Genomic DNA, 22,547 nt, shown 5'->3' on the forward strand with positions numbered 1-22,547 from the left:
GCCGCGGTCGTTTTCTGCGCTTGGGTGGGCGACTTGCTTCGGACCGGCTATATGAACGAACGACCAGTAGGACCACGATCACAACAGAAACCGGAAACGACAAGACGATGCCGGCAACGATGCTCATCTGAGCAAAGGTGCTCAAGTTCTCCATTTGCCTCTGCCTCAATGAGAGTGGTGCAGCCCAAATCAACGAAGGACCATGCTCGGTAGGCTTGGCAGGTGCCGAATTCATTTCGAACAACCGCTACGCTAAAAGGCGAGGGCAGGTAGCCTGGTCATTGCAAGGTATTCATTGCGAGTGACTGGGAACCGGACAACAGCTCCAGCCTCATAGCTCAGCCACTGACAATGTTACCGAAGGCAAAGGCGCACAACTGCGGGCGCTATAGCTACATAGTGAAGAAATAGCACACTCAACAGGTCAATCGCGCCGCTTTTGCGGGCAGGGTGGCTGCATCGTCACTGAGTTCGTGGCGAAAATCGAACCATTACCAGTGAGCCTCTTGCTGACCAGTGATCCTCTCCGGCGGGCGGCGGGCGGCGGGCGGTGATCCGCGAACCAGCTCAACTTGCACCTGATCTACGTCCCTGTTCCTACTGAGCCAAATCTTGTGCACGTCTGCTCTTGGCCGGAAGCGGACCCTGGCCCAACGGGTAGGGTAGGGGAACTGCTATCCAACATTAGGATTAGGGATGTTTATCGGGGGTAGGGCGGGCGTCCATTTCTGGCCGAAAGCGGACACGAGGATGCAGGCTATATCTGAGAGTCACTTAGAGCGACAAGGACGCAGAACGCTCAATTCAAGTCGATGCCTCCATACTCGGGCTGAAAAGCGAAGTCACCCGCAATCTCCTTCACCACCTTCGTTCCTCATGGCGTACGTAGGAGAAATATGGACTGATACACGATAGATGCTGATCGAACAATCTTCGAGGTAGTCTCACTGTTCGCCGGCAACGATCGTTGAGTCGCTCCATGCACCTGCTGCGGTGTGAGGCCCTCCTTAAGCTGTCGTACGGACTGATGAAAGGCATCATTTACGCGATGGGGTGGAACGTCCCGGTACAGCGTACGTTGCATACGCAGCTGGGCGGAATAGCGGGCAACCTGCCCGGGAAAACATCTGCTGTCGTAGCCACGAATCCCGCAAGTGCGAGCCAAATCCTGCATTGAGGGCAGGAGGCAAGCCGTGTCTGAGATCAACGCTTCGATTGTCTTGGAGAATGCTATCCACGCATCGGGAAGATTTGCGCGTCCAAGTGGGATGTCGACGGAATAGTGAACCCCTGGCAGCAGCGCAGACGCGCACTCTGCCGGTCTGAGCAACATGTCCAGAACAGAGACACACTGTCTAGCTGCCGCCCTGAGGAGATCCCCCAAGTCCACTCGCCCAATGTTTGGTCGCAATCTCAATTTCGGGACATTGGCGTCGCGCCATGCCATGTAGCGAACGAAATCCTCTCTATGCGTCTTGAGTGACCGGTAACGTTGGGTCTTGGCCTCGCCAACATCGTCCACGGCTTGGACAAACGCTAACAGCCTGGATCTCTCCAGAACCCTACCGGGGTTATCGGCGGTCCATTGGATTAGCTCTTCGACGCAGTGATTTGTCCATTTCTCAGCACGGCTTGGAGGATCGAAACGTGCGCCGACTGTGAGTGAGCCTTTGCACGCTGGACACGATAAGACGTTCACCCTTCTGAACCCCGAACTGCCGCAGTGTGGACAGGTGCTTTCAATTCTCGCTCCGTGTTCGGCGCAGTGAGAGTACGCAGCGAAGCGCCAGATCAAACGCGAGTAAGGATGATCGTCTTCCTGCACGCTATCGGCGAGACATCTTGGACACCAAGATGCTCCCTTGAAAAGCGTCCCTGACTTCCCCGAGACAATCTCACCAATTCCTAGGAGCGTTCCCCCTAGAAGTGGCTGACCAGTCATTCGCTCTAGCGTTCTCGCTCGCCTATGCACTACAGGACCGGAACCGGATAGCCTCGAGCAATCGTTGTAAGTGCCTGGCTGAGACCCTGATGCAGCATCGAGAAGAGCGATAAACGATGACCAAGGAACTGCGCACAGGGTCGTTAGCCGCAGGCAGTAGCTACTGAGGGACTCAGTGCCGGAGGTCCCAGCCCCAATAAGCTTTAGGGGTGGAAGCTTCGTCCAGTTTGGAATGTGAACTGTCATGCGCCGGCCGCACCGTCAGCGCTAGGCCCGATGTTCAAGTAGTCGGCTAGTGACGTCGTGGGCCTTGAGCTCGCAAGACGATTGAAATGATCGATGTCTCGCCAGAACGAGCTGTGGTTCTTTGGTGTGCCGGAAGCCAACTTGAGGTGGTCAGAAGTCAGCTTCGAGCATCCAGCTCTGCACCTCAGCTCATTTGCACGCCGGAGATATCTTAAAGTCGGGCCGAATATTCCTCCCCCATTCAATGCAATCAGCTCCAGGTTGTCCTGAAGCAAAGTGGGCTGGGATAACGGAAAGCCTGCGCCGATTGCCTTTACCAACGTGGCGTAGGCTACTAGGTCCTGGTGCATCTTCAGGTTGTACGGTCGCATGTAGACGATGTCCGAGCGGTTGAAGATTTCCTGAGCATCTTCATAGAGGGGAGAGGCCTCATGCGTACCGAACATGACCGCCGCGCAGCCGATCTCCTCGATGAGGGCCATGATTCCAAGCATGTAGTTGCGAGCACTCTGCGTCCTTGTGACTCGACATATATTTGCGACTTCATCGATGACTATGTACTTCAGTCCGCGAACCTTCGCCATTCTTTCAAAAGAGAGTCGGAGCTCTCTCTCCGCTCGACGCGATCGAACTTCTTGCCAGAAATGAGAGGACGCGCGTTCTTCAGCAGACTCGTCAAACCTGTGGGGACTGCCAAGATGGGCGTCAGGCTCTAGCCAACCTATCTCAGGTTCTGTGATCTCCTGATGGAGCCTCAAGGCAAAATCCTTGGGATTGAACTTGTCGCCTTGGTTCAGGACAGCTCTTACGGAGATCAAGGGGATGCTGCCGATAGGCCAGTGCTTAGGTCGGCCTGCAAGCGATGGCATAAGACGACGTCGCAGCTCACTCTTGCCTGACCACGACGGCGCAATTAGCCATACGAACTCTCCGGGCCTCGCGCGTGCAATGGATCCAAGCATTTCGCGCTCAGCTGTCACGAACCGTTCGTGTGGAATGAAGGGAAGTGACTCGTTGCAGAGCAGACTGACCAACGGAAATTCAGTGCTCATCACGACTGCCTTCGGTGACCAGGTCAGGAAGAGCACTGAAGTCAATCTTCAGACCGCCATCCGCTTTGACCGGCTTTGACTTCCTAGGAGGAGGCGAACTGTTCTCGCTCTTCCTTTGCCCTGCATCAAAAGAGCGCTGTTTTGCATTAGCCGCACTGGTCCTTTCGTAGCTCTGCCTCTGGATGTCCTCCTTCCTAATGACCGTTTCCGGGCGAAGGAACTGATCCCACAATGCCTCGAACAATCGATCTTCAGCTGTGTAGTGGCCGATCTTGGTAACCTCCGAACACCACGCTATGTAGCGCCTGGCAGTCGTCTGAATCCATACGAATGTTGTATCTTCTGGGTCCCGACGCGCCTCCAGAATCCTTTCAGAGGATAGACGGCTACAGAGTTCTGCATTTGTGTAGCTTCTTCCGCAGAAGCGGAATCCGCGCGTTCTCTCATAAGACGTTGACTGAAGTTTCACAGAGGTGAGGAAAAGCAGGTCGTCGTCCATGACGATAGGGAGCCCTGAGTTAGGTGCGAAGCGGATGAGTTCTTCCATGCGCTCACCAGATCCGCAGTGATCTGCGCCAGGGAGCCTTGGGAGCAGGCCGTACAGGAGCTCGGTGATCTCGGACTCGGTGGTCGAGAACTCCATTCGAGCGGTCGAGCGGCTCTTGAACTTTCCGTCGACGCTTCTTCCCGCCTGATCGGGCTTCGTGCTGCCGATCAACCGATGACTCACCATCGCATTGATCTGGCCCTGGATGGTCTCGCACTCAGAGTTGTAGCGGCTTCCGCCAGTCGGCACCGTAAGAATTGTTACTCCATGTATCTGGCAGAGCTCACCTATGGCGGACTTCAGATCAGAGCCCCGATCGATCACTATCGAATGAGGGAGCTTCTGGTGCTTTCGGACATAGTTCCTCAAAAGTATGAGGGCACCATCCCGTCTGGCTGGACCGAAGACAAATGCATGCGCCATGACGTGCCCAGAAGCTTCATCGCGGCCGCAGTAGAGCAGCGGGCACTGGTCTTCCAGCCCTTCTTGCCCCTGAATGAACGTTCTGTGGTCGACCTTTGTTGCATCAATGTGAAGCACGGAGTGCACAGCCAGTGCGGATCCCGACCTTACGCGCGCGTCAGACCGCGGCTTGTTTGCCTGATACGTACGCTTTCCGCCGACCGCAAGATCGCGAACCGCTCGGGACGTGTGCTTCACTCGGCTCATGAGCGCCTTATATCCAGGCGCAACTATGCCGAGCTCTTTACATTGCATGACGAGCTCTCGATGAAGATCAGACTTGCTCGTCACCAAGCCACTTAACCAGTGGGACTTGATGGTTGCGCTGACGGCGGCTGTCTGTTCCGAGGTGAGGCGACTTGACCTGTTCCCGGACTTCGCATAGTTGGTAAGCGTATCTTGCAGCGGATTGCGCCCCTCCGCGCGTGCGGCCCTAACTTTCCTTTCCAGAGCCCGCATGCGGCGAGGCAAGGGCTCTCCACTTGCGATGACCCGGTCGAGCTTTTTGAGTCTTGCAACCGCTTTCTCCACGTCGGTCGAACTGGCGAGTGACATTGGATCGCTCGCGTCCAGATAGAGAACGTCGATGCCCTTACTGAACTCCACACCGATGGCCAGCGCCTGTTCCGGATTGAGGCTAAGGTAGAAATTCCGTACGTCTATGAGCGGCACATGTTCTATCGGGCCAAAAAGAAGCTTGTCGGCGAGCAGGGCGGCGGCAATTCCGACATTGAACCAGGCCATCTCTACCATCAACGTTGAGATGCTCTTAGGCCCTGCGGTGAGTCGCTTCTGGACTTCTGTGAATCCCTCGCGGCGAGCGAAGGAAAGCTCCTTATCCCAATTGTGATAGATGAACTGGAGGTTCCGGAGATAACGACTGTTGTAAGGAGGTGTGGCCCGCACCATGTAAGTAATGCCATGCGAATCTGCCCATCGCTCATACGCCAGATTGCGGTACTGGCCGTCTTCCCGAATCCACTCATCTGGCTTCTTTTTAACTAGCGAATCAAGCTTGGTGATCGACTTGCACTCGACCACCTCAACATACGACCTCCGAATCACGAAGAAATCTGCGTGTGCTGTGCTTATGTGGCGTCCTCGTCGTATGCCGTGACACTTGACTTGGCAGACATAGGATATGACGTCGGGGTCCAGCTCTAGCTCTAAGGCGTATGTCTGCTCAACGGTGTGGCTTTCGAGCCTGCGTATGGCGCGGCACTTCTTGGAACTGAAATCGACAATCACATTGTCTAGTGCATAGGCGCCGACGGTTCGCCCGGCACCATGGCCGTACAGGTCAAACGCAAACGCCCGGTCTTCTAAGGAAAGATCCAAGGTTCTTAGGTGGTTTTGTAGTTCATCTGGCGTCATCTAGGCCTCCCTTGGCTGGGCGAGGGCAATACCTCACCCTCCCGGCCGCTACGGGTACTTGAAAGAAGTACGGGACGGGGGTAGATTCAGCTCAGCGGATCCAAACGCTAGCTGTACACAAGCCCCGGCCTGCAAGCCGGGGTTTGTTGTTTCTACCATAGTGGTTGAACTCAGCTCATCGCATGGGCGCTCTCCTGTACGGTCGCTGCGGAAATGAGGACGAGCAGGTTATTGGGTCCTGCTTCTTGAGGCCACGAAGAGCCAGCGGGCGAGGGCTTGTGAAGGGACTACGCGACCTCGACGGCCTGGCATATGCACCACGTCAACGCCTAGGCGGCCTTGGACAGCGGCACGCCTTGCTGCCTCGAGACTGCGGAAGCCCAGGGCCTGCCAAGCATCGGCAATACGTACGTAGAGTCCAAACTCATCCACGATCGTCCCTAGCAGTTCATCCTCGGATTGGGATTGAAGTGCTGCTCTTGGTAGCGAAAGGGTGCTCATGCCATCGAACATACGGAATCCACGGTCCGTTGCAAGCGATCCGGGTTCGGCAGGCTATTAGGAGCCATAAATGGTTATGGGCTCCATCAAATCAAAGGCTTACGCGCAGGAGTCGATGCCCTCGTGATGATGACCTTGTGATGCTCCATGCGGCAAATGCGCGGATGACCTACATACTGGCGAGAAGTCTTGGGCCTATGAAGCGGGGAACGCGGCCGGCGCCGTATGCACGAGATGAGAAGCTATGGGCTGCAGCACACTATTTTCGTGGCCAACGGGGGAAGCATCCCTACTTCTGTTTGAACTGTCTGAGCAGAGACTCGGGAATGAACGTGAGGCTTCCTCTTGCTCGGGAGCATGCCACGTACAGCCTGTTCCTCGTGCTCGCATTGAGATCGCCCAGGGTTTCAGCGTGGAACGCTTTGACATTGGAAGAACTCAGTACAACGCATACGTCGCCGTAGTGATCAATTCCCTTCGATGCCCCCCCAGTTCTGCGAGACACAGTTGTACCTGTAGTGTTATTGATAGAAGAGCTTGACCACCGCCGGATCTCTATAGAGACGCAGGACTGCGTCCGGATCTTCCTCGAACCGTACTGTGCTGTGCCGCTCCGAATCCGCATAGATAGAAACGCCAATTCGCTCGCTGATGAACTGGCAGACGGTCGTTGTGCAACGTCTGCTGGCCTTCAGCAAGTCCATGTCCACGCGTAGCCCAGCCGCTTCGAATCTGGCCCTGTACTTGCCATAGTCATCGTGAAGCGTTCTGTTCAGCGGACCGTCCCGGCTTGTGTCGTAGGTGTGCTGGTAGAAGTCTCCGACGAAGACGACCTCGACATTTGCCTTTGACACCTCGAGCAGGAAGTTGAAGTCGTGACCTGCAAAGTCCTGGACTTCATCGACGAAGAGCGCGTCATAGTACTTTTCGAGTCTCTGCCGCACGGAAGGCAGCAGACCTGAGCTATCGACGAATGCTGCAAGCCGATTTGAGTACAGCCACCTGTTGCCCGTCATGTACCTACGATCCTGCTTGGCGTTGAACACAGGGAAACGGGGTGGGAACTTGAAGGTGACCCCCTTGGTCCGCTTGTCCATTGCCAGGAAAGGACGGTAGCAGAAGCTGTGAAGGAACGAGAAATAGGTTGATAACTCGATGTTCTTGGGAACGTGGCCGAACCTCTGGATGATCTTATGGCGAATGTTCTCTATGTTTCCATCCGTGTACGTGACGATCAAGAATCGGCGATCAAGGTCCAGATTTGCCACCAGCATGGACGTTTTTCCGGAACCCGCTACAGCAAACGTTACGCTCTTATCCACTCGATAGCCTCCTTAATGTAGGCGGGAGTCTTGAGCGTGTTGCCATGCTCCTCAAGAAGCCGAAAAGCTGCTTCGGTCTTGTTGCCGAGCATGTAGTCCTGAACGGATAGGCTCCGCCGCCCGGCCCCGAACAAGCCATCACAGGACTTGGTGTTGTCCTGGTAGAGGCAGATCTCGAACGTGCTCCTGGCTGGATCGGTATCAGCGAATACCCGAATCTTCTCGCTTACGAAGTCCTTATAATTGTCGACGCAGTTCGCTTGGTAATCTTCATCGTTGTCACGGACCACCGCGACCTTGATGTCGAGTACTTTTGCCAGCTCCATGTAGCGCTTGAAGCTTGTTCCGTCGACGGATATGACATGAATGCCGTCTTTCTCTGTGTTGGACCCGCCTGAGCATGCTTCGTATAGAGCTCCAAGCAGGATGAACTCTGCGTCCCCCTCAACAAGGACCGCCCGACTACAAAGTGACAGCTCAAGGACGTTGTTGTCCGGCGCCTTCATGAAGAACCTGGCTGTCTCATCGGTAAGGGCCTGCAAGGACGCTGGATTGGCAGCGCCAGCCTCTGTCAGCAGAATCACGTTCCTCAGGTTCAGCCGAGTAGCAATGAAGCTGCTATGGGTCGCGATAAATAGCTGCTTGTCCTTGGACGCATCGATTCTCTGGATCAACTTGTGCATGTGCACGTGGCTCAGGTGGTTCTCCGGCTCCTCAAGAAGAAGCAGATCGAGCGTCGCCTCCCGATTTCGAAGCGCAAATTCGGTCTTGATGAAGCACTGGCGGCCCTTGCCCCTTCCTTCGATCGGGATGTCATCCTCGGTGATCACCAAGTCAGTCTCGATGCTGGACTTGGAGCTGCTACGGATATCAAATCTGTAGTCAACTACCGTGTCGTTCATCGCCTTGAAGGATGTGTCGCGGAAAGCCCGCTTGGCTTTTCGATAATCATAAGCATGCTTGCTCCGCTCGCTGGCGCTCGACTGTGCGACATACATCGAGCGGGTGTACTCACGCGTAGCGTAGTCGTTGTTGATCTGGGAGCTGTCGATCAAGAGGTGCTTAAGAGGCTTCCGGTAGGGAAGCAGCGTTTTATCAGCAAACGTTCTGAATCGGACTTCGTAATACTCAAAAGGGAAGCTCACGTCCCTGTCGACCAGCGCCTTCTTGATATCGTCGGTGTACTCGTCCAGCGGCACGCAGGTCACCCGGACACCGCAGTAGTCTCGACGAAGGCTGTTGTTCCTTCCGTCGAACTCCTGATCGTCTAATGCCTTGAAGTACGCCTCGATCATGAGCGTGGGGAGATTGGTAATGCTTCGATCTCCTCCAAGGAAATCCGAGATGGCCTGCGTGTTGAAGATTGCTTCAATTCCCAGCGCTTCAACTTTGCTGCGGCTAGCACTGAGAGCAATGTCTATTGCCTGAAGGAGCGAGCTCTTACCTGCTTCATTGCCGCCAGCAAGAATATTCATCTTGTCGTCGAAGGCGACATCAAAGTTTCGGAACTTCTTGAAGTTCTTTAGGATCAATCGTTCAATCGTCGGCACCTGACACCCCCTGTGTCGCCTGTTCCATGGTTGTATCGATTGGCCGCTAAGATGGCAGGGTCGGCCGAGCCCTGAAGCAACCTCACAAATATATCGACAGATGTGATGATCTGAACAGTGGCGAGGCCGGCTAGGCCCATCACTCGCCCTTAGGGACTGAATTCCGCATCTCAAAGACTCCAGTTCCAAATGACTACTATCAACGGAGTGTGCCGGCATGGCCAAGAAGTTTGACTTGGAGTCCGAGGTTGTCAAATGGCTAGTAACGCGGATTCAAGATGGCGCGCTACTAGAAGAGGTGGCAGGGCGCGAGAGCGTCTCCGCCGTGGCGGAGATGGCTGGCCAAGAGAACTTCCTTCCGGCATTTGGGATTGACTACTTCTCTCGCAGAGCATCGACTGAAGCAGCTGCTCATGTGCTCGAGCAGCTTGGCTCGCTTGAGATTATCTCCATTGACACCAGTATTTCTCTTACGACCGGCGAGATCCTCCGGCCAGACATACTGTGCTTCAACCAAGAGACGAGGACGATGGTTGTCTTTGAGGTCAAGCGGGCTGCCGAAACTGAGCGGCAGACTGTCACCGAGCTAGCTGGCTACGAGCAGGAGCTTCGAAACGCAGCGCCGTTTCTCGGTAGCTTCGACGTCCTGTTTGTGGTTGTGGCAGCGAACTGGTCGCCGCTGCTAACGCACGCGGTTGGAAACATGAACGCATGGTCTGGAAAGCGTTACCTGGCCTTAAAGGTAACCCCGGCGACGCGTGGTTTTTCCTTGGCTGTTCACATTCCCGAAGCTTGGCATTTGACCGGCGCTTTGGGCTTGCCTGGTGAGGCACTGCCGTCCATTGACCTCTACCTCCAGCCAAAGGTGGACGAAGATCGGGGCTCAGATGACGAGGATGGACGCAACTCCGGCACTATCCGGGGGAATGTTGACGAGGAAGACCGGCATCCGCCCAGGATCGTTTTAACGGCAATGGAGATGATTGCTCGAGAGGGCGATCGGACAGGGGCGCATGGCTTCTTGATGTTGTGGCGCGACGCGGGAGCGCTTGGCTTGGGTTGCTGGTGCCTGACTTTGACCACGGTAGATCCCTACGCAATGTCGGCATGGGCAGCGGAGTACGGTCATCCACACCGTTCTTCGGATGCCACCCAGTACTTTCGCTCTAAGGTTGAGCCAGGCAATGCACCTCGGTCACTCTACGGCATTGCCAAAGCTGCGATTACTCTTTTGAGGGAGAGGTTTGAACCAGAGTTTGGGGGCGATTCTCTTTGGGGGGTGAAGGTCCACGGTTTCAAGCAGAGAGCCGTACCCGTTCGGTTCGACTTCTGGGGGAGCCTCGGGCGTCACGCCCGAGAGTTCGTCGCAAATCCTGCTGCTCGACAGAACTACATGCCATTTATCTCTGCCAGTCAACTTGACTGGACTGATCCAGTGGTTGGGATGACCTTGGTGTCTAACCTGACTTGTGGAACTCCTTTTCCCAACGGGCTGATCGGTTGCGAGCAGGCATTTGACCTTGGCCGCGCTTTAGGTGACTTTGGCATTGCCGCAGACGGGGCATCCCAGAGCGCCCAACATGCAGCGGCATTTGAGCCTATGCTTGAGTGGTCGCAGTTGGAGGCAGTTAGGTACGGGATAGAGATGCTGCAGATGTCCGATATCGCTACAGAGGTGACTAAGCCTATGCCGACGCTATCGAGCAGATCAGAGCATCGATTGGAGAGACTCCAAGAGCTGGTCGATTGGGTTGCACTTGAGCTGATCGGCTCGGATCACCCAGCTCATCAAGCATGCTTTGCGGTTGGCTGTTCCCACGCGCTTGTTTTCGGCTGGATAGAAGACGCTGCTGCTGATCCGTATGGAGGGCCCGCCGTTAGAGAAGCGGCTAGCAGCGCACGTCGGGTCCTGGAGTTCGCGCTGCGTCAAGCGCACGGCAGTCAAGGGCTGGCATTTCGGTCAGCCTCCTTCTTGGAGCTGATGAAACTTGCGGGATTGGATGAGCGTGAAGCAAAGGGTTGGTGCGACAGCGGCAGCGTACTCACCGCCGAGCTCAATGATCAGGTGCTGCTCGAGTCATTCGCCTCTGTCGTTCTACCCGGTATTGATTCGATCATTCCTCCGGTTTTGCATACCACGCGACCGCCTTTTCACGCCCTCGTCGACTGGGACTATCTGAAGTCAGGAGCGAGGGCTATGTTTGAGTCGGGGGTCAAGCATCCTGCAGTGATGTTCGCCCAAGACGGGACGATAGGAACGGGGCAGATGCCGTGGCAGTTTAATATCGGCATCCCGGTCCAGGACCCGGAGCTGGAGGTCTATGTCCTAGATATGTCAGCGGCCATGGCCATGGCGACCAAAATGACGTGGGAGGAGGCCAAGGCCTTCCACGCAAAGCGGTCCACCCAGGCTAAGGGCGATGATCTGGGTGACAGCAGTTGGCGCTAGGCTTGGCCTGGCGCCGCTAGGGCGTGGGTTGGCGTCGATCACAGCGCTTTATCATCGTCGCCGTCGCCGTCGCCGTCGCCCTCAGGCTCAGGCTCAGGTGGGTTGTAGTCAGCCCAGAAGTAGTCGAGATTCACAGACTTTGCATCGCGCATCTGTAGGACAACCTTCTCGCCTGGGATCTCGATCCAGCCGTGACCAAGAGACCGCCCGGCGTCATCATCGTCGTTCTTATCGACCTCTTCAGGGTGGGCTTCAGGAGGTGGTAGCCCGGCAATGGCGAGCGGCTTCCTTGCTGCAATTCCGAGCACGACTCGCTCAAGATCGCCAGACCGGGAGGTCCGAAACTCAAGTACCACACCCTTGAAGAGAATGACCTGGCCTCCCATGGTGAAGTCCGCAGTAAGCACGACAAAGTCCACATCTGCAGGGCGAAGCAACTGATACCAGTCAGCGGGATCTTTCTTGGTCATACGCCTGTTGACGAACTTGCCAAGACCCCACATCAACGCTGTGCAGGCCACGACGTAACCACCCACGCAGAATGGGTGTTCGCTCAATGCTCGGGGGGCGGCGGCGGCCGGTGCGGTGTGGCCTCCAAGCAGCTGTATGACTGACAACAAGTCTGGTCGGTGCGAAGAAGGCCAGAACCACGCGACGGCGTGCAGGGAGGACAGCAGCATCATGTGACCGCAGATGGCGGCCACCAGTGCGACAGCCAAGCCCAGGCTGAGCTGCTGCTCTAATCCGGTTGAGGGTGCAGTAGGGCTGTGAAGCCTGGTGACTGCAAATACGAAAGCGGCTCCAGGTAGAAGCAAAACGAGGGCGACTAGAACCGAAAGGCTCAGCCCCACTCAGTCAGACCCCTTGTGCCAATTTCTTGGTCCGCCCGCTAACTTTCGGGCGCTCGGTCAGGATGTACATGCCTGACTTGCTACGTAAAGCGGTTGAGGCATTACGAGCGTTCTTCGGACAGGTCTGCGATCGGATCACGATCTTCATAACGTCGCGTGCGCCATCGCGCGAAGACAGCAATTCTTCTGCCCTCGTTGAAAGCGTTGCTTTGCTATTGACTGTTTTCATGAGGCTTACGTGCTCCCTATGAACCACGAGCTAGTGCCGATTGCGACGATACGCAACGCTGACCAATGAAGCCTAAACGCTGATGCGTTATCCGGTGGTTCTTTCCGATGTCTAAGATTGCACAAGCATTGCGGCTATGCAACACTCCGGGGACTAGTCCAGCGACAATCATAAAAAATACATTTCGGATCAATGAGTTATGCAATCTAAAAGCCCGGCCGACGATTTCCGGAGCGAATTGGTCCACTTTGCCCGCCTTGGCGCAGCGGGCGACACTGAGCGCGTTAAGATTCAGGCCCTGCGGCTCATCCGCCAGCTCCGCTCCCAAGGAGACGAGTTGGCTGAGCTCCTGCAGCAGGTTGTTTTCCCATTAGGGGCTGTCGGGGGAAGCGTGACGGCTCGGGCAACCCGTCGACTTGATAGTGGCGGCCCCTTCATGCCGCCGACTGATCCTGACTCCAATCTGGACTTGGTCCGAATCGAAGATGAGCCCAGACCGCTGCATACCCTGATCTGGGACCCCGCCGTGGATCGTCAGGTCCGGCAGCTGGTTGCTGAGCGAAAGGGACTTCTCCGTCTTCAGGAGAACGGTCTTTCGGCACCGAAGAGCGTGCTGTTCTGCGGTCCCCCTGGCGTTGGCAAGACCGAGAGCGCCCGAGAGGTCGCGGCGGCACTGGGCCTGCCACTGGTTATTCTGGATCTGGCAACGATCCTTAGCTCCCTGCTGGGCAAGTCGGGCAACAACCTCAGGCAGGTGTTCCAGTACGCCAAGCGCACGCCCTGCGTGCTCCTTCTGGACGAAATCGATGCCATTGCGAAGCGACGAGATGACAGTGGCGACATTGGTGAGCTCAAGCGCCTGGTCACGGTTCTTCTTCAGGAAATCGATCTGTGGCCGTCAACTCACTTGATGATCGCTGCGACAAATCACGTGCAGTTGCTCGATACAGCCGTGATCAGACGATTTGAACAGACAATCAACTTCCCTCGGCCCGATGCCTTGCAGCTCTCGGCCCTTGGTAATAGTTTGGGCAGCAATGGTTCAGCCAAAATGCCAGCTGGCTGGACGACGTTGTTGGCAGAGGTTCTGGCCGATACGTCTTACAGTGATTTCGTGCGCGATCTGAACAAAGTCCGTCGCTCAGCAGTTCTGGGTGGCCAGAAAGAAGGCGCGAGCGCCATCAAAGAAATCGTGCAGGAAAAAATCGACGCCATGTCCAAGGAAGCGAGGAAACGCGTCGCTGTTAGCCTAGTTCAGGATGTAAAACTACCCCAGCGCGAAGCGAGTCGGATCACCAAGATCGCCCGCGATACACTCAAAAGTGCTTTGCAAGGAGTGAGCAGAGATGGCGGAACAGACGAAGTTCCTGTTGGGCTTGGGTGAAACGCTAAGCACCCCTGGGTTCTATCCGAAGAAGAAAGGTTCCGGCGAGCCCCCTTACACCATCGATGTCCAGCGGAGTCATCTTGCGCCCATGCTGGAAGCGCAGGCTGATGACTTCGACTGGCTACCGGATGCGGCCTGCCCAGAAGGCAACGTAGTATCCATGGTGACTCTCCATCCTAGCTATTACTCCCGCTCAGCCTTCCCAGGCGGCCTAATAGCCGAAGCGGGCCTTCGGTTCGTTGGAAGCATGCCGGCCTTCGTCAAGCCGCGCCGAGGCCGCGGCCATGACCTCCCTGGTGGAGCGGCGTCCACGACACTGTTCCTTGCGGGGAAAAGGGAGTCATTTCACAAGCTTGCCGGCAGGGTGGCCGAGATAGCAGCCGACGACCCACTGGCAAAAGACGTAATCAAAATTGAGCATATCGAGCCGCAGACCCGGCGAGAACGGATCCAGACGAAGCTTCCGAAGGCGCGATCTATCCTTGAGGTTGTGATGCACTACGACCCCCTCAGGGACTTCACTTGGGAAGAGCAGTTCAATGCGTTTGCCGCCGAGTGCGGCTTGGCCCTATCGGAGCGGAGCTATCAAGCGCGCGGGCTGTGGTTCTTGGAAGCGGTCGGGACAGCAGAGGCTGCCAGCAAGCTGGCTGACTTCTCCTTTGTTCGCGCCATCCGACCGATGCCGAAGATCCGACCCGTAGAAGCGCCGAAGGTGATGCGCTCAAGTCGTATCACTCCCTCGGTCATTCTTCCCGCTGATGGCCCGGTCGACCCAGATTGCAGGGTCGCAGTATTCGATGGAGGCTTGCCTCTAGATCATCCTTTCAAGAAATGGGCTAGCCGCATTGAGCCGACCCCGGGTGACGAGATTGGTGATGCAACCGATGAGGGTATGGCTCATGGCATGGCAGTCACCTCCGCGCTCTTATTTGGACACATGAAGCCAGGCTTACAGGTGCGGCCCTACTGCCACGTCGATCACTATCGTTGCATTGGCGAGAAGACCACAGACCGTGGGCTATATAGCGTCATGCTGTACATAGAGAAGGTATTGAGCTCTACGGCTTATGAGTTCGTCTCACTCAGCATTGGGCCTGAGGAAATAACCGGCCCAGACAAGATCAGCGCCTGGACGACGTTGCTCGATGATCACTTTCATCAGTCATCCATCCTCGGCACCATCGCGGTTGGCAATGACGGTGATCAGCCGGCACCACACAACAGAATTCAGATTCCGAGTGATTGCGTCAACGCGCTGGCCATCGGTGCCAGCGACAGCAATGGTCCGGGATGGCGACGTGCGCCATACAGTTCCATCGGGCCAGGCCGCTCACCTGGCTTGGTAAAACCAGACTTGGTGCACTTCGGCGGTGTAGATAAGGATCGATTTGGATTCCTCTTCCCAGGAGGTCATCTTGTTCAGAGCACCGGTACGAGCTTTGCCACTCCTGCGGTCATGCGCATGGCAACGGCGGTACGTGCCCATTTCGGCCGCTCGTTCACGCCACTGGCGGTACGCGCTCTTCTAATCCACGCGTCTGAGCGCGGCGAACACCCTCGCCAAGAGGTCGGCTGGGGTCTGGCCCCCTCAGACATTGCTGATATCACTGTCTGTGCTGATAACAGTGTGCGTATCCTATATCTTGGCAAGCTCGATCCATCCAAGGTGCGTCGAGTTCCCATCCCAGTTCCAGAATCGGGACTAAGCGGGAAAATCACGATCCGGGCTACGTTCTGCTATCTGTGCGAGACTGATCCCAATTCTCCGGGCGACTACACAAGAGCCGGGCTTGGTGTAACTTTCCGACCGCATGCCGAGAAGTTCAAGCGTCCCTCCAAGCCAAAACCTGATTGGAAGCCTGACCCGAAGTTCCCGGCTTCCGATCCTTTCTTTGAGGGGATTGGCGCAAATCCAGAGCAGGCCTTGCGTAGTGACTCGTTGAAATGGGATACGGTTCGTGATGCCTCACTAACCAAGTTGGCGTCGTCGCTCAAGCGTCCTGTCTTTGATGTCCACTACATGGCACGCGAACCTGGGCGTAGCGCGGCTCCTGCTCATCTTCCGCAGCTTAGTTACGCGCTGGTGGTCACCGTTAGTTCAACCCGCCATCCAGACATCTATGAGCGCGTACTGGAGGCATACTCTCAGCTGAAGCCACTGCTGCCGATAGCAGAGCTGCCGGCAACTATTCCGACGTGAGGTTCAGCTAAAGGTTCGCCAAGCTATCTCTCTGTCTCAGCAGGGAGGCAGTGACCTGTCTGGTCACTATTCAACGCGCCAAAAGCGCGGGGAATGCTTTCAAGGAGACTGGTGAGATAGCAGTAACCTCGACAGTTTTGATCGCCGCCACCCTCTCCCTGTTAGCGGACAAGGCGCGGTCGTCCTCGCCGTGCCTAGTGTGCTCATAGGCTGTGCATCTTCTGACTACCGCATAAACTGTGTAGAAATGACTAATGACATCAATGGTGTACGAGGAGGCGCGCCCCACTTTTGGCACAGCGCTGTCTACAGTTTGTGCACAAACACACCTGAGATTGACCATCTCTTGGGCTAATTAATGACTCTCTTCGCGGGGCTAGTTGTCCTCTGCAGCGTCGCGGTAACGGCAGGTGCCGTCTGGGTTGCCCACCGGCAAAACTGTAAGTACGAAGCCGAGCGCCTCCATGGGCAGCGACGAAAGCGCGGCAGAAGGGGCCTGCGATGAACAACTAGACACTGAACTAGATCAGTGCACAGCCAGTTGGATGGCGAAGCTGCAGCATCGCCATCGCACTCTAGCAAGCTAGGTCTGGCTCCAGGAAGACTACAACTTCAAGTGCAATCTGGAACCAACTAGTTCTGAACGGGATAGGCTGTTAGCAGGGCACCATAGCGAGATGCGATTGGGGATCCAAGTCGTTGAGCCGATCGATGTCCACACCCGGATGTTAGCTAGTGTGTCGGGAAAGTCGTGAGAGTGGCACACTGCTGGACATGGCAGCTTTTTCTCTCCATCGCGGCCGAGACTTACCTAACCTTCGAAAGAAGGTAAGCGCCTCCCGGTGAACACCCGGGAAACAGGGATTGATAACAGGAGTAGCTAGTCCACATGTCGCTGGAAATGCAGAAGAATGAGGGCCTGAGCGCAGGTCAGGAGCTGCTCAGAACACGGTGGTTCGAAGGTGCGCCACTGGTATCGATTTGGGGGCAGCAGGCAGGCTGGTCGCCATCAAGGCCTGACCCTGTAGTCGAGCGAGCGCTCGATCATGCGAACCGAGTGTCAGGTCAGTCATGGAAGTCGCTACTCACCAACGAACCTTTGGGCGCGGAGTTTTACGACTGGCTCGCCGAGCGCTTTCGCAACCGCCCGGCTTCGCAGTTGCTGATCGAGGCCGCCCGCGCGCCTTGGGGCGCAGTCTATACATCCTCAATTGACAGCGGACTGGCGAACTGCCTGGCAGGCGAAGGCCGCGAACCGGAAGTAATACTGCAAAGCGAGCCTGCGCCTCGCGTCCTACGCAACACCCGGCGTCCGCCGTTCTATTACCTATTTGGTCAGGCGGGCCGTCAGGTTGATAGTCTGAGGCCCCCAGCGAATCGCCAGTCGCTCTCACAGCGACGTATGAACCAGGCCTCGGCGATGCTCCGGCGCGTCCTAGAGACAGTGACTCCTCTGGGCCTCATAGTAATCGACGGCTACGACCCCCAAGCTGACTGGCTCCGCGCCGAGGATCTCCTGGCGGCAGTTTCCGGCGCGCCAACCAATGGCGTTCTGTGGTGCGGACCCGAACCGACTTTTTCTGAGGATGACGAGGTCGTTTTTGGAGATCTCGTTAGCAAGGGGGTGATTCTCCGTGACCCTCGCTCGCTGGGGGCCATAGTCAATGAACTAATTGAAATCGTAGGGGTCCCTGATCCGGCACGCTGGGATGATCCGGAAGTCGTCACGCTTAAGGGTGGTCGCAGCATCAAGACTACTCCTAACCTCCGACTAGTGACGCAAGCCTCAGCAGTGCTGGTTGACGATTCGTGGATCGCAGCGCCAGAGCCACTTTCATCAAGCGAGACAGAGCTAGAGTTCGAAGCGTTTCATGCTGGTTCTACAAATTTTCGCAAGATAGCGGATGGCGCGCAGCGTGGATTCGCGATTGAGCGCGCGTTCGAGAGTGTGCTCCAGAAGCGCGTCAATCAAGCCCTAGAACAACACCACTCGGCTTCGCCGATCATCTTGCATGGTCAGTCCGGCGTGGGAAAGACCATTGCTCTTGCGCGACTGGCGGTCCATGCAAAGAGTCACGGGCACGCGGTTCTCTTCTTTAGCCGCCGCGTGCCGCAGGCATCCGATATTAGTGACTTTCTCACTGCGGTGGATGAGCAGCAGGGCGTCACCCTGCTTCTTGTGGACACGATGTCACCCGTTGCCCGCTACAACGATCTTTTGCGTGGCCTCCGAAGTGTGGGCCATCGAGTGGTGGTGGTGGGATCATCGTATCGACTTACCTTTGACGCTAAAGCCCCGCATCGCTTTGTCGAAGCGCGAGCGCTACTTGACCCTAAGGAGCAAAAAAGCCTCGTCGACCTCACCCAAAGATTCGCTGAATCCATGGTCGGAAGGGTCAAGAAAGAGAGTGGCAATCAATACGCTCTCGCCGGCTTCTATCGGCTATTGCCGCATAGCCGAGGCCGCCTTTCCGAGGGCCTTGGCAGAGAAGTTGATCAGACGCGTCATCAGTTAAGGAAGAGGGCTGCAAAGATCACGCCGCCGGAACCAGGACCTCTGGCCCTAGCGTTGATGGCTGCTGGATTCCCGGTAGATACCACGCAGTTTTTGCCAGACGCCGGCCCAGACGGACCGTCTGATTCACCGGAGGCACGCGCCATCGATTTGGTTATGGTCAGCAGTCGCCTGCACAAGCCAGTTCCATTGAGCATCGTGCTGCGTGCCGTTGGCGCAAGTAATGGCAGCAGCGATACGTATAGTATCGATACTCTATTGGAACTCATCCGAGACCAAGATCTGTTCCGTTGGATCTATGCCGACGAAGAGCAGAGCGATGTCCTGGTCATGGCGCGATTGCAGATTGAAGCCCGTCTTATCTGTGAAGCACGGTTCGGTAGCCCAACGCGTGAAGCTGACGCCATTAGCACCCTGATCGAGGCAGCCGCACGCTCGGGTCCTGAAGGCAACGATGAAACTTCCTATGTCGCTGATTTGGTCCATGCGGCTGGGCCGGATGGTCCAGAAGGCCCCCGTTACAAAGAGAGCTATGCGCAGATTGCACGATCCCTGACAAATCTGCGAGAGAAGACGATACCGAATGCCCGACTGATGCTGCAGGAGTCAGTTCTTCGCAGACACTACTTGCGAACACACAAGAGCATCGACCAACCTGCAAAGGCTGCTTTGTTGAACGAAGCGGTCAGCGTAGTAGACGAGGCGCTCGCCCGCGTGAACCAACAGGGCTCGTCAGGTCTTTATGCGGCACGGCAGACGATCGACAATCTTTGGAATGAGCGTGCTGCGTCATACGGATTCTTCGCTACCGATGCTGTTGAGAATGGCCAGAATTCCGGGGCTTGGTCCGCCTACAAGGCAGCACACGATGCAGCGACGATGGCGAAGGCCCGTCGAGACTCTTCATTCTCACTTGATGTCTCTCTTTGGATGCCCATCGGCATCCTTAACATACAGAGCAGCTTGACGGAGATGCAGCGCCTTGAGATCGCTGCAGATCTAAGATCTACCATCGATGGCGTGGACGAGAGCACCCTCGATCAAACACAACTGCAGAAATTTCAGGTTCGACGTCTGGGCGCAGGCACGGCAATTGGCGACCATTCGCTTTCGGACGATGCGTTTGCCCGGCTGGATCAAGCCGGCTCCACTGCCGGCTACTATATCCGCGCGCGAAACCTAGCTCCACAAATCTTGCCGCAGACCGAACCGACTGCCCAGGACGTCACCGATGCGCATCGGTGCATTGGCTATCTCCGGCAGCACTACAACAAAATATCTCAGGACGAGCGCTGTCTGCGCCTCCTTCTAGAGATGGAATGGGCCGTCCGGACACGAAAGTGGTTCATGCGCGGGCTACGCCAATCGTTCCCGGCGTCCAGCGATTTCCGAGAGATGGTCCAAAGCATTGTGGGTGATATGGCACTGCTGGGAGAAGACAGGCTGGCAACTAAGTATCGCTACCTGCGCGCCGTTGCGAAATGGTTGGAGGGCAATGAGAGAGCAAGTAGAGACCTGTGGGCCGAACTGGCTTCAGACACCGAGTTTGCCGATTCGCAGCGTGTTTCCGCTCGTCATGTGCTTACCGACGACAATGGCGTTCCGCTTATGTATCGTGGCGTCGTCGAAAAGCAACTCAGCGCAGGACGCTTCCAAGTTCGCGTCGATGGCTTGGGAATCATTGATCTGATAGCGGATTATTTTCCGAGTGTTGAAATATCGTTCGGACGTACGGTGTCTAACTTCCACATTGCCTTCAACTATCGAGGCCCCCTGGCAGATCCGCCGGGCGGTTTGCGGAGGCTCGGACGATGACCTTCATGCACCTCCAACAGGAGGCCATAGCTTTCACCGAGATGGTCAATGGGGACTTGGGTCGAGTGGTCATACACCCAATGACTCTCGAGACCCCAGCACCGCCGCCGGACGAGCTATATTTCACCAGGCTCGTCGTTTGGTGCTATGGATTTTTCTATGAGGCCGCTGCGGATGTTCTCAAGGAATGCAAGGCGATGCTTAAGACTCGCGAACCCGAGCAAACAAATCAGTATGAGAGTTCGGCACGCGTAGTCCAGAATCTCCGCACTTACAAGGTCCACAACCTTCCGCCGAGTAAGGGCAATCTGAAGAAGCAGGAGATGGCCCGCCAGTGGATTGCTGATGCGACGGCCAAGGGCGAAGGCATTGCTAGCGCCGCCGAGGAGCTATGCCAGATTACTCGGTCCATGCTTAGCGCAGTGGCCAGTGCGTGGAAGGAGTCAACCCAAGATCCTGGAGACCGGGCGCAACTGATCGAGCGGGTAGTGCATAGTTTGGAAGAAACGTGGGAGCCCCACCAGTTAGATGAGATTGTTAGCAACGTAGCCGAAGAGATAGGATTGAAGGGGTTTGACGCAAAGGCATTTAGGTCCATCCACCTCGATACTTGGCGAGGGAATGCGCGATGCTTCATCGATAGAGACGCTGCCACCGAAGGTCTTCGTCGTAGCATTCGGAAGGCAATGGTGAATGCTTTCGGTGGTCCCGAATGATCTAATCTCTCCTACTGAGAGGGTGCAGACCCGATGTGCCGCCTGCCTCCGGCACGAGTACCGGAGGCAGGGGTATGCTACTAAATGGAGATCGGACACGAGGTAGGCCCTTGGCACCGTGAGCCTGATGCAGCTCCCCCTTCGTTAAGATTGCTCGTCCCATTCCATCTTCACCAGCCTAGCGTCAATCTTGGGACACGGTATCTGCGACGTCCCCCCCCAGTTTTTAGTAGCACGGTGAATTGGAGTTCAATCCCCAACGAGACGGAGATTGGACATGAAGAGGCGCTTTGACCAGACATTCGTCTGTTGAAAAGCCCGAAGAACAGATCATCGGCTTCCTGCGTGAGGCAGAGGCCGGCATGGCGGTGAAAGACCTATGCCGCCGACACGGGTTCAGTGAGGCGTCCTACTACCTATGGCGCAGCAAGTTCGGCGGCATGAGTGTGCCGGAGGCCAAGCGGCTCAAGGAGTTGGAGGTGTAAAATGCACGACTGAAGAAGCTGCTGTCCGAACAGTTGCTGAAAAAGGACGTCATCAAGGATGCCCTGCGAAAAAAGTGGTGAGCGTACCGGCGCGCAGTACGCTGGTGCGGCATTTGATGGGGCGAGGGTTGGCTTAGCGACGGGCATTGGCCGTCGTACGGATGAGCGTGAGCGCACTGCGCTACGTCCCGCACCCTGATCGCAATGTCGAACTGCGCGAGCGGGTCCTGGCGCTGGCACAGCGACACAGATGCTACGGCGTAGGGATGAACTACCTGAAGCTACGGCAGGAACAGTGGCTGGTGAACTATAAACGGGTAGAACGCCTGTATCGGGACGCCAAGCTGTAGGTGCTTTGGCGCAAGCGTAAGAGGGTGCTGCTGGGCGAGCGGCAACCGTTGCTTCGGCCGGAGGCAGTCAACCAGGTCTGGTCGATGGACTTTGTGTTCGATCGCAATGCCGAGGGGCGTGTGCTCAAGGCGCTGACCATTGTCGACGATGCTAGGCACGAGGCGGTGGCAATCGAGGTGGAGTGGACCATATCTGGCCACGGCGTGGCCCGGGTGCTGGCTCGGCTGGCACTAGGCCGAGGCCCGCCGCAGGTGATCCGGACCGACAACGGCAAGGAACTTTGCGGCAAGGCGATGGTGGCGTGGGCTCATGAGCGAGGTGTGCAGTTGCGCTTGATCCAGCCAGGCAAGCCAAATCAGAACGCCTACATCGAGAGCTTCAACGGCCGCCTACGCGACGAACGCCCCAACGAGCACTGGTTTGCCACACTGCTGCACGACCGCACCCACATCGAGTCCTGGCGGCGGGAATACAACGAGGAACGACCGAAAAAAATCTGGTTCTTCACCCAACTCCGGGGAAGGCCGCCCGGATCTTCAGGAAGAAGTACGCG

At 56.4% G+C, this 22,547-nt stretch carries 11 protein-coding genes and 1 pseudogene; 6 read left to right on the forward strand and 6 right to left on the reverse strand.

Annotated elements, in window-relative coordinates; translation table 11 throughout:
* Positions 1-2,184 precede the first annotated feature (2,184 nt).
* From NR101_RS09995 to NR101_RS10010, 4 genes are all read right to left on the reverse strand, one after another.
* Positions 2,185-3,240: a hypothetical protein gene (locus NR101_RS09995; RefSeq protein ID WP_256776788.1), complete on the reverse strand. Its 1,056-nt coding sequence runs from the start codon at positions 3,238-3,240 to the stop codon at positions 2,185-2,187.
* Positions 3,230-5,623 (reverse strand): hypothetical protein, encoded by a 2,394-nt coding sequence (locus NR101_RS10000; protein WP_256776789.1) that lies wholly within the window; start codon positions 5,621-5,623, stop codon positions 3,230-3,232. The genes NR101_RS09995 and NR101_RS10000 overlap by 11 nt, the downstream gene beginning before the upstream one ends.
* Positions 5,624-6,645: 1,022 nt before the next feature.
* Positions 6,646-7,446 (reverse strand): AAA family ATPase, encoded by an 801-nt coding sequence (locus NR101_RS10005; RefSeq protein WP_256776790.1) that lies wholly within the window; start codon positions 7,444-7,446, stop codon positions 6,646-6,648.
* A complete protein-coding gene (locus tag NR101_RS10010; protein ID WP_256776791.1) occupies positions 7,431-8,996 on the reverse strand; it encodes an AAA family ATPase in 1,566 nt (521 codons plus the stop codon). Before NR101_RS10010 ends, NR101_RS10005 begins: the two co-directional genes overlap by 16 nt.
* Before the next feature lie 217 nt (positions 8,997-9,213).
* On the opposite strand from NR101_RS10010, the gene NR101_RS10015 reads away from it, so the two are divergent.
* Positions 9,214-11,445 (forward strand): hypothetical protein, encoded by a 2,232-nt coding sequence (locus NR101_RS10015; RefSeq protein ID WP_256776792.1) that lies wholly within the window; start codon positions 9,214-9,216, stop codon positions 11,443-11,445.
* A gap of 38 nt (positions 11,446-11,483) precedes the next feature.
* On the opposite strand, the gene NR101_RS10020 is transcribed toward NR101_RS10015, so the two are convergent.
* Both NR101_RS10020 and NR101_RS10025 read right to left on the reverse strand, forming a co-directional pair.
* On the reverse strand, positions 11,484-12,128 hold the full coding sequence (locus tag NR101_RS10020; protein WP_256777735.1) for a hypothetical protein: 645 nt from the start codon (positions 12,126-12,128) through the stop codon (positions 11,484-11,486).
* 172 nt (positions 12,129-12,300) lie between these two features.
* Complete coding sequence (locus NR101_RS10025) at positions 12,301-12,525, reverse strand: hypothetical protein (protein ID WP_256776794.1); 225 nt, start codon at positions 12,523-12,525, stop codon at positions 12,301-12,303.
* Positions 12,526-12,862: 337 nt separating this feature from the next.
* On the opposite strand from NR101_RS10025, the gene NR101_RS10030 reads away from it, so the two are divergent.
* The 5 genes and pseudogenes from NR101_RS10030 to NR101_RS10050 form a co-directional block, all read left to right on the forward strand.
* Positions 12,863-13,909: an ATP-binding protein gene (locus NR101_RS10030; protein WP_256776795.1), complete on the forward strand. Its 1,047-nt coding sequence runs from the start codon at positions 12,863-12,865 to the stop codon at positions 13,907-13,909.
* On the forward strand, positions 13,872-16,112 hold the full coding sequence (locus NR101_RS10035; protein ID WP_256776796.1) for a S8 family peptidase: 2,241 nt from the start codon (positions 13,872-13,874) through the stop codon (positions 16,110-16,112). Before NR101_RS10030 ends, NR101_RS10035 begins: the two co-directional genes overlap by 38 nt.
* Positions 16,113-17,001: 889 nt before the next feature.
* A complete protein-coding gene (locus NR101_RS10040; RefSeq protein WP_256776797.1) occupies positions 17,002-20,442 on the forward strand; it encodes an ATP-binding protein in 3,441 nt (1,146 codons plus the stop codon).
* Entirely contained in the window at positions 20,439-21,158 is a 720-nt protein-coding gene (locus NR101_RS10045; RefSeq protein ID WP_256776798.1) for a hypothetical protein, read from the forward strand. The genes NR101_RS10040 and NR101_RS10045 overlap by 4 nt, the downstream gene beginning before the upstream one ends.
* 362 nt (positions 21,159-21,520) lie before the next feature.
* Positions 21,521-22,547 (forward strand): annotated as a pseudogene (locus NR101_RS10050) (IS3 family transposase); the annotation flags it as partial.

It is taken from the genome of Stenotrophomonas sp. Ste86 (genome assembly GCF_024519465.1).
In the GTDB taxonomy this organism is placed as follows: domain Bacteria; phylum Pseudomonadota; class Gammaproteobacteria; order Xanthomonadales; family Xanthomonadaceae; genus Stenotrophomonas.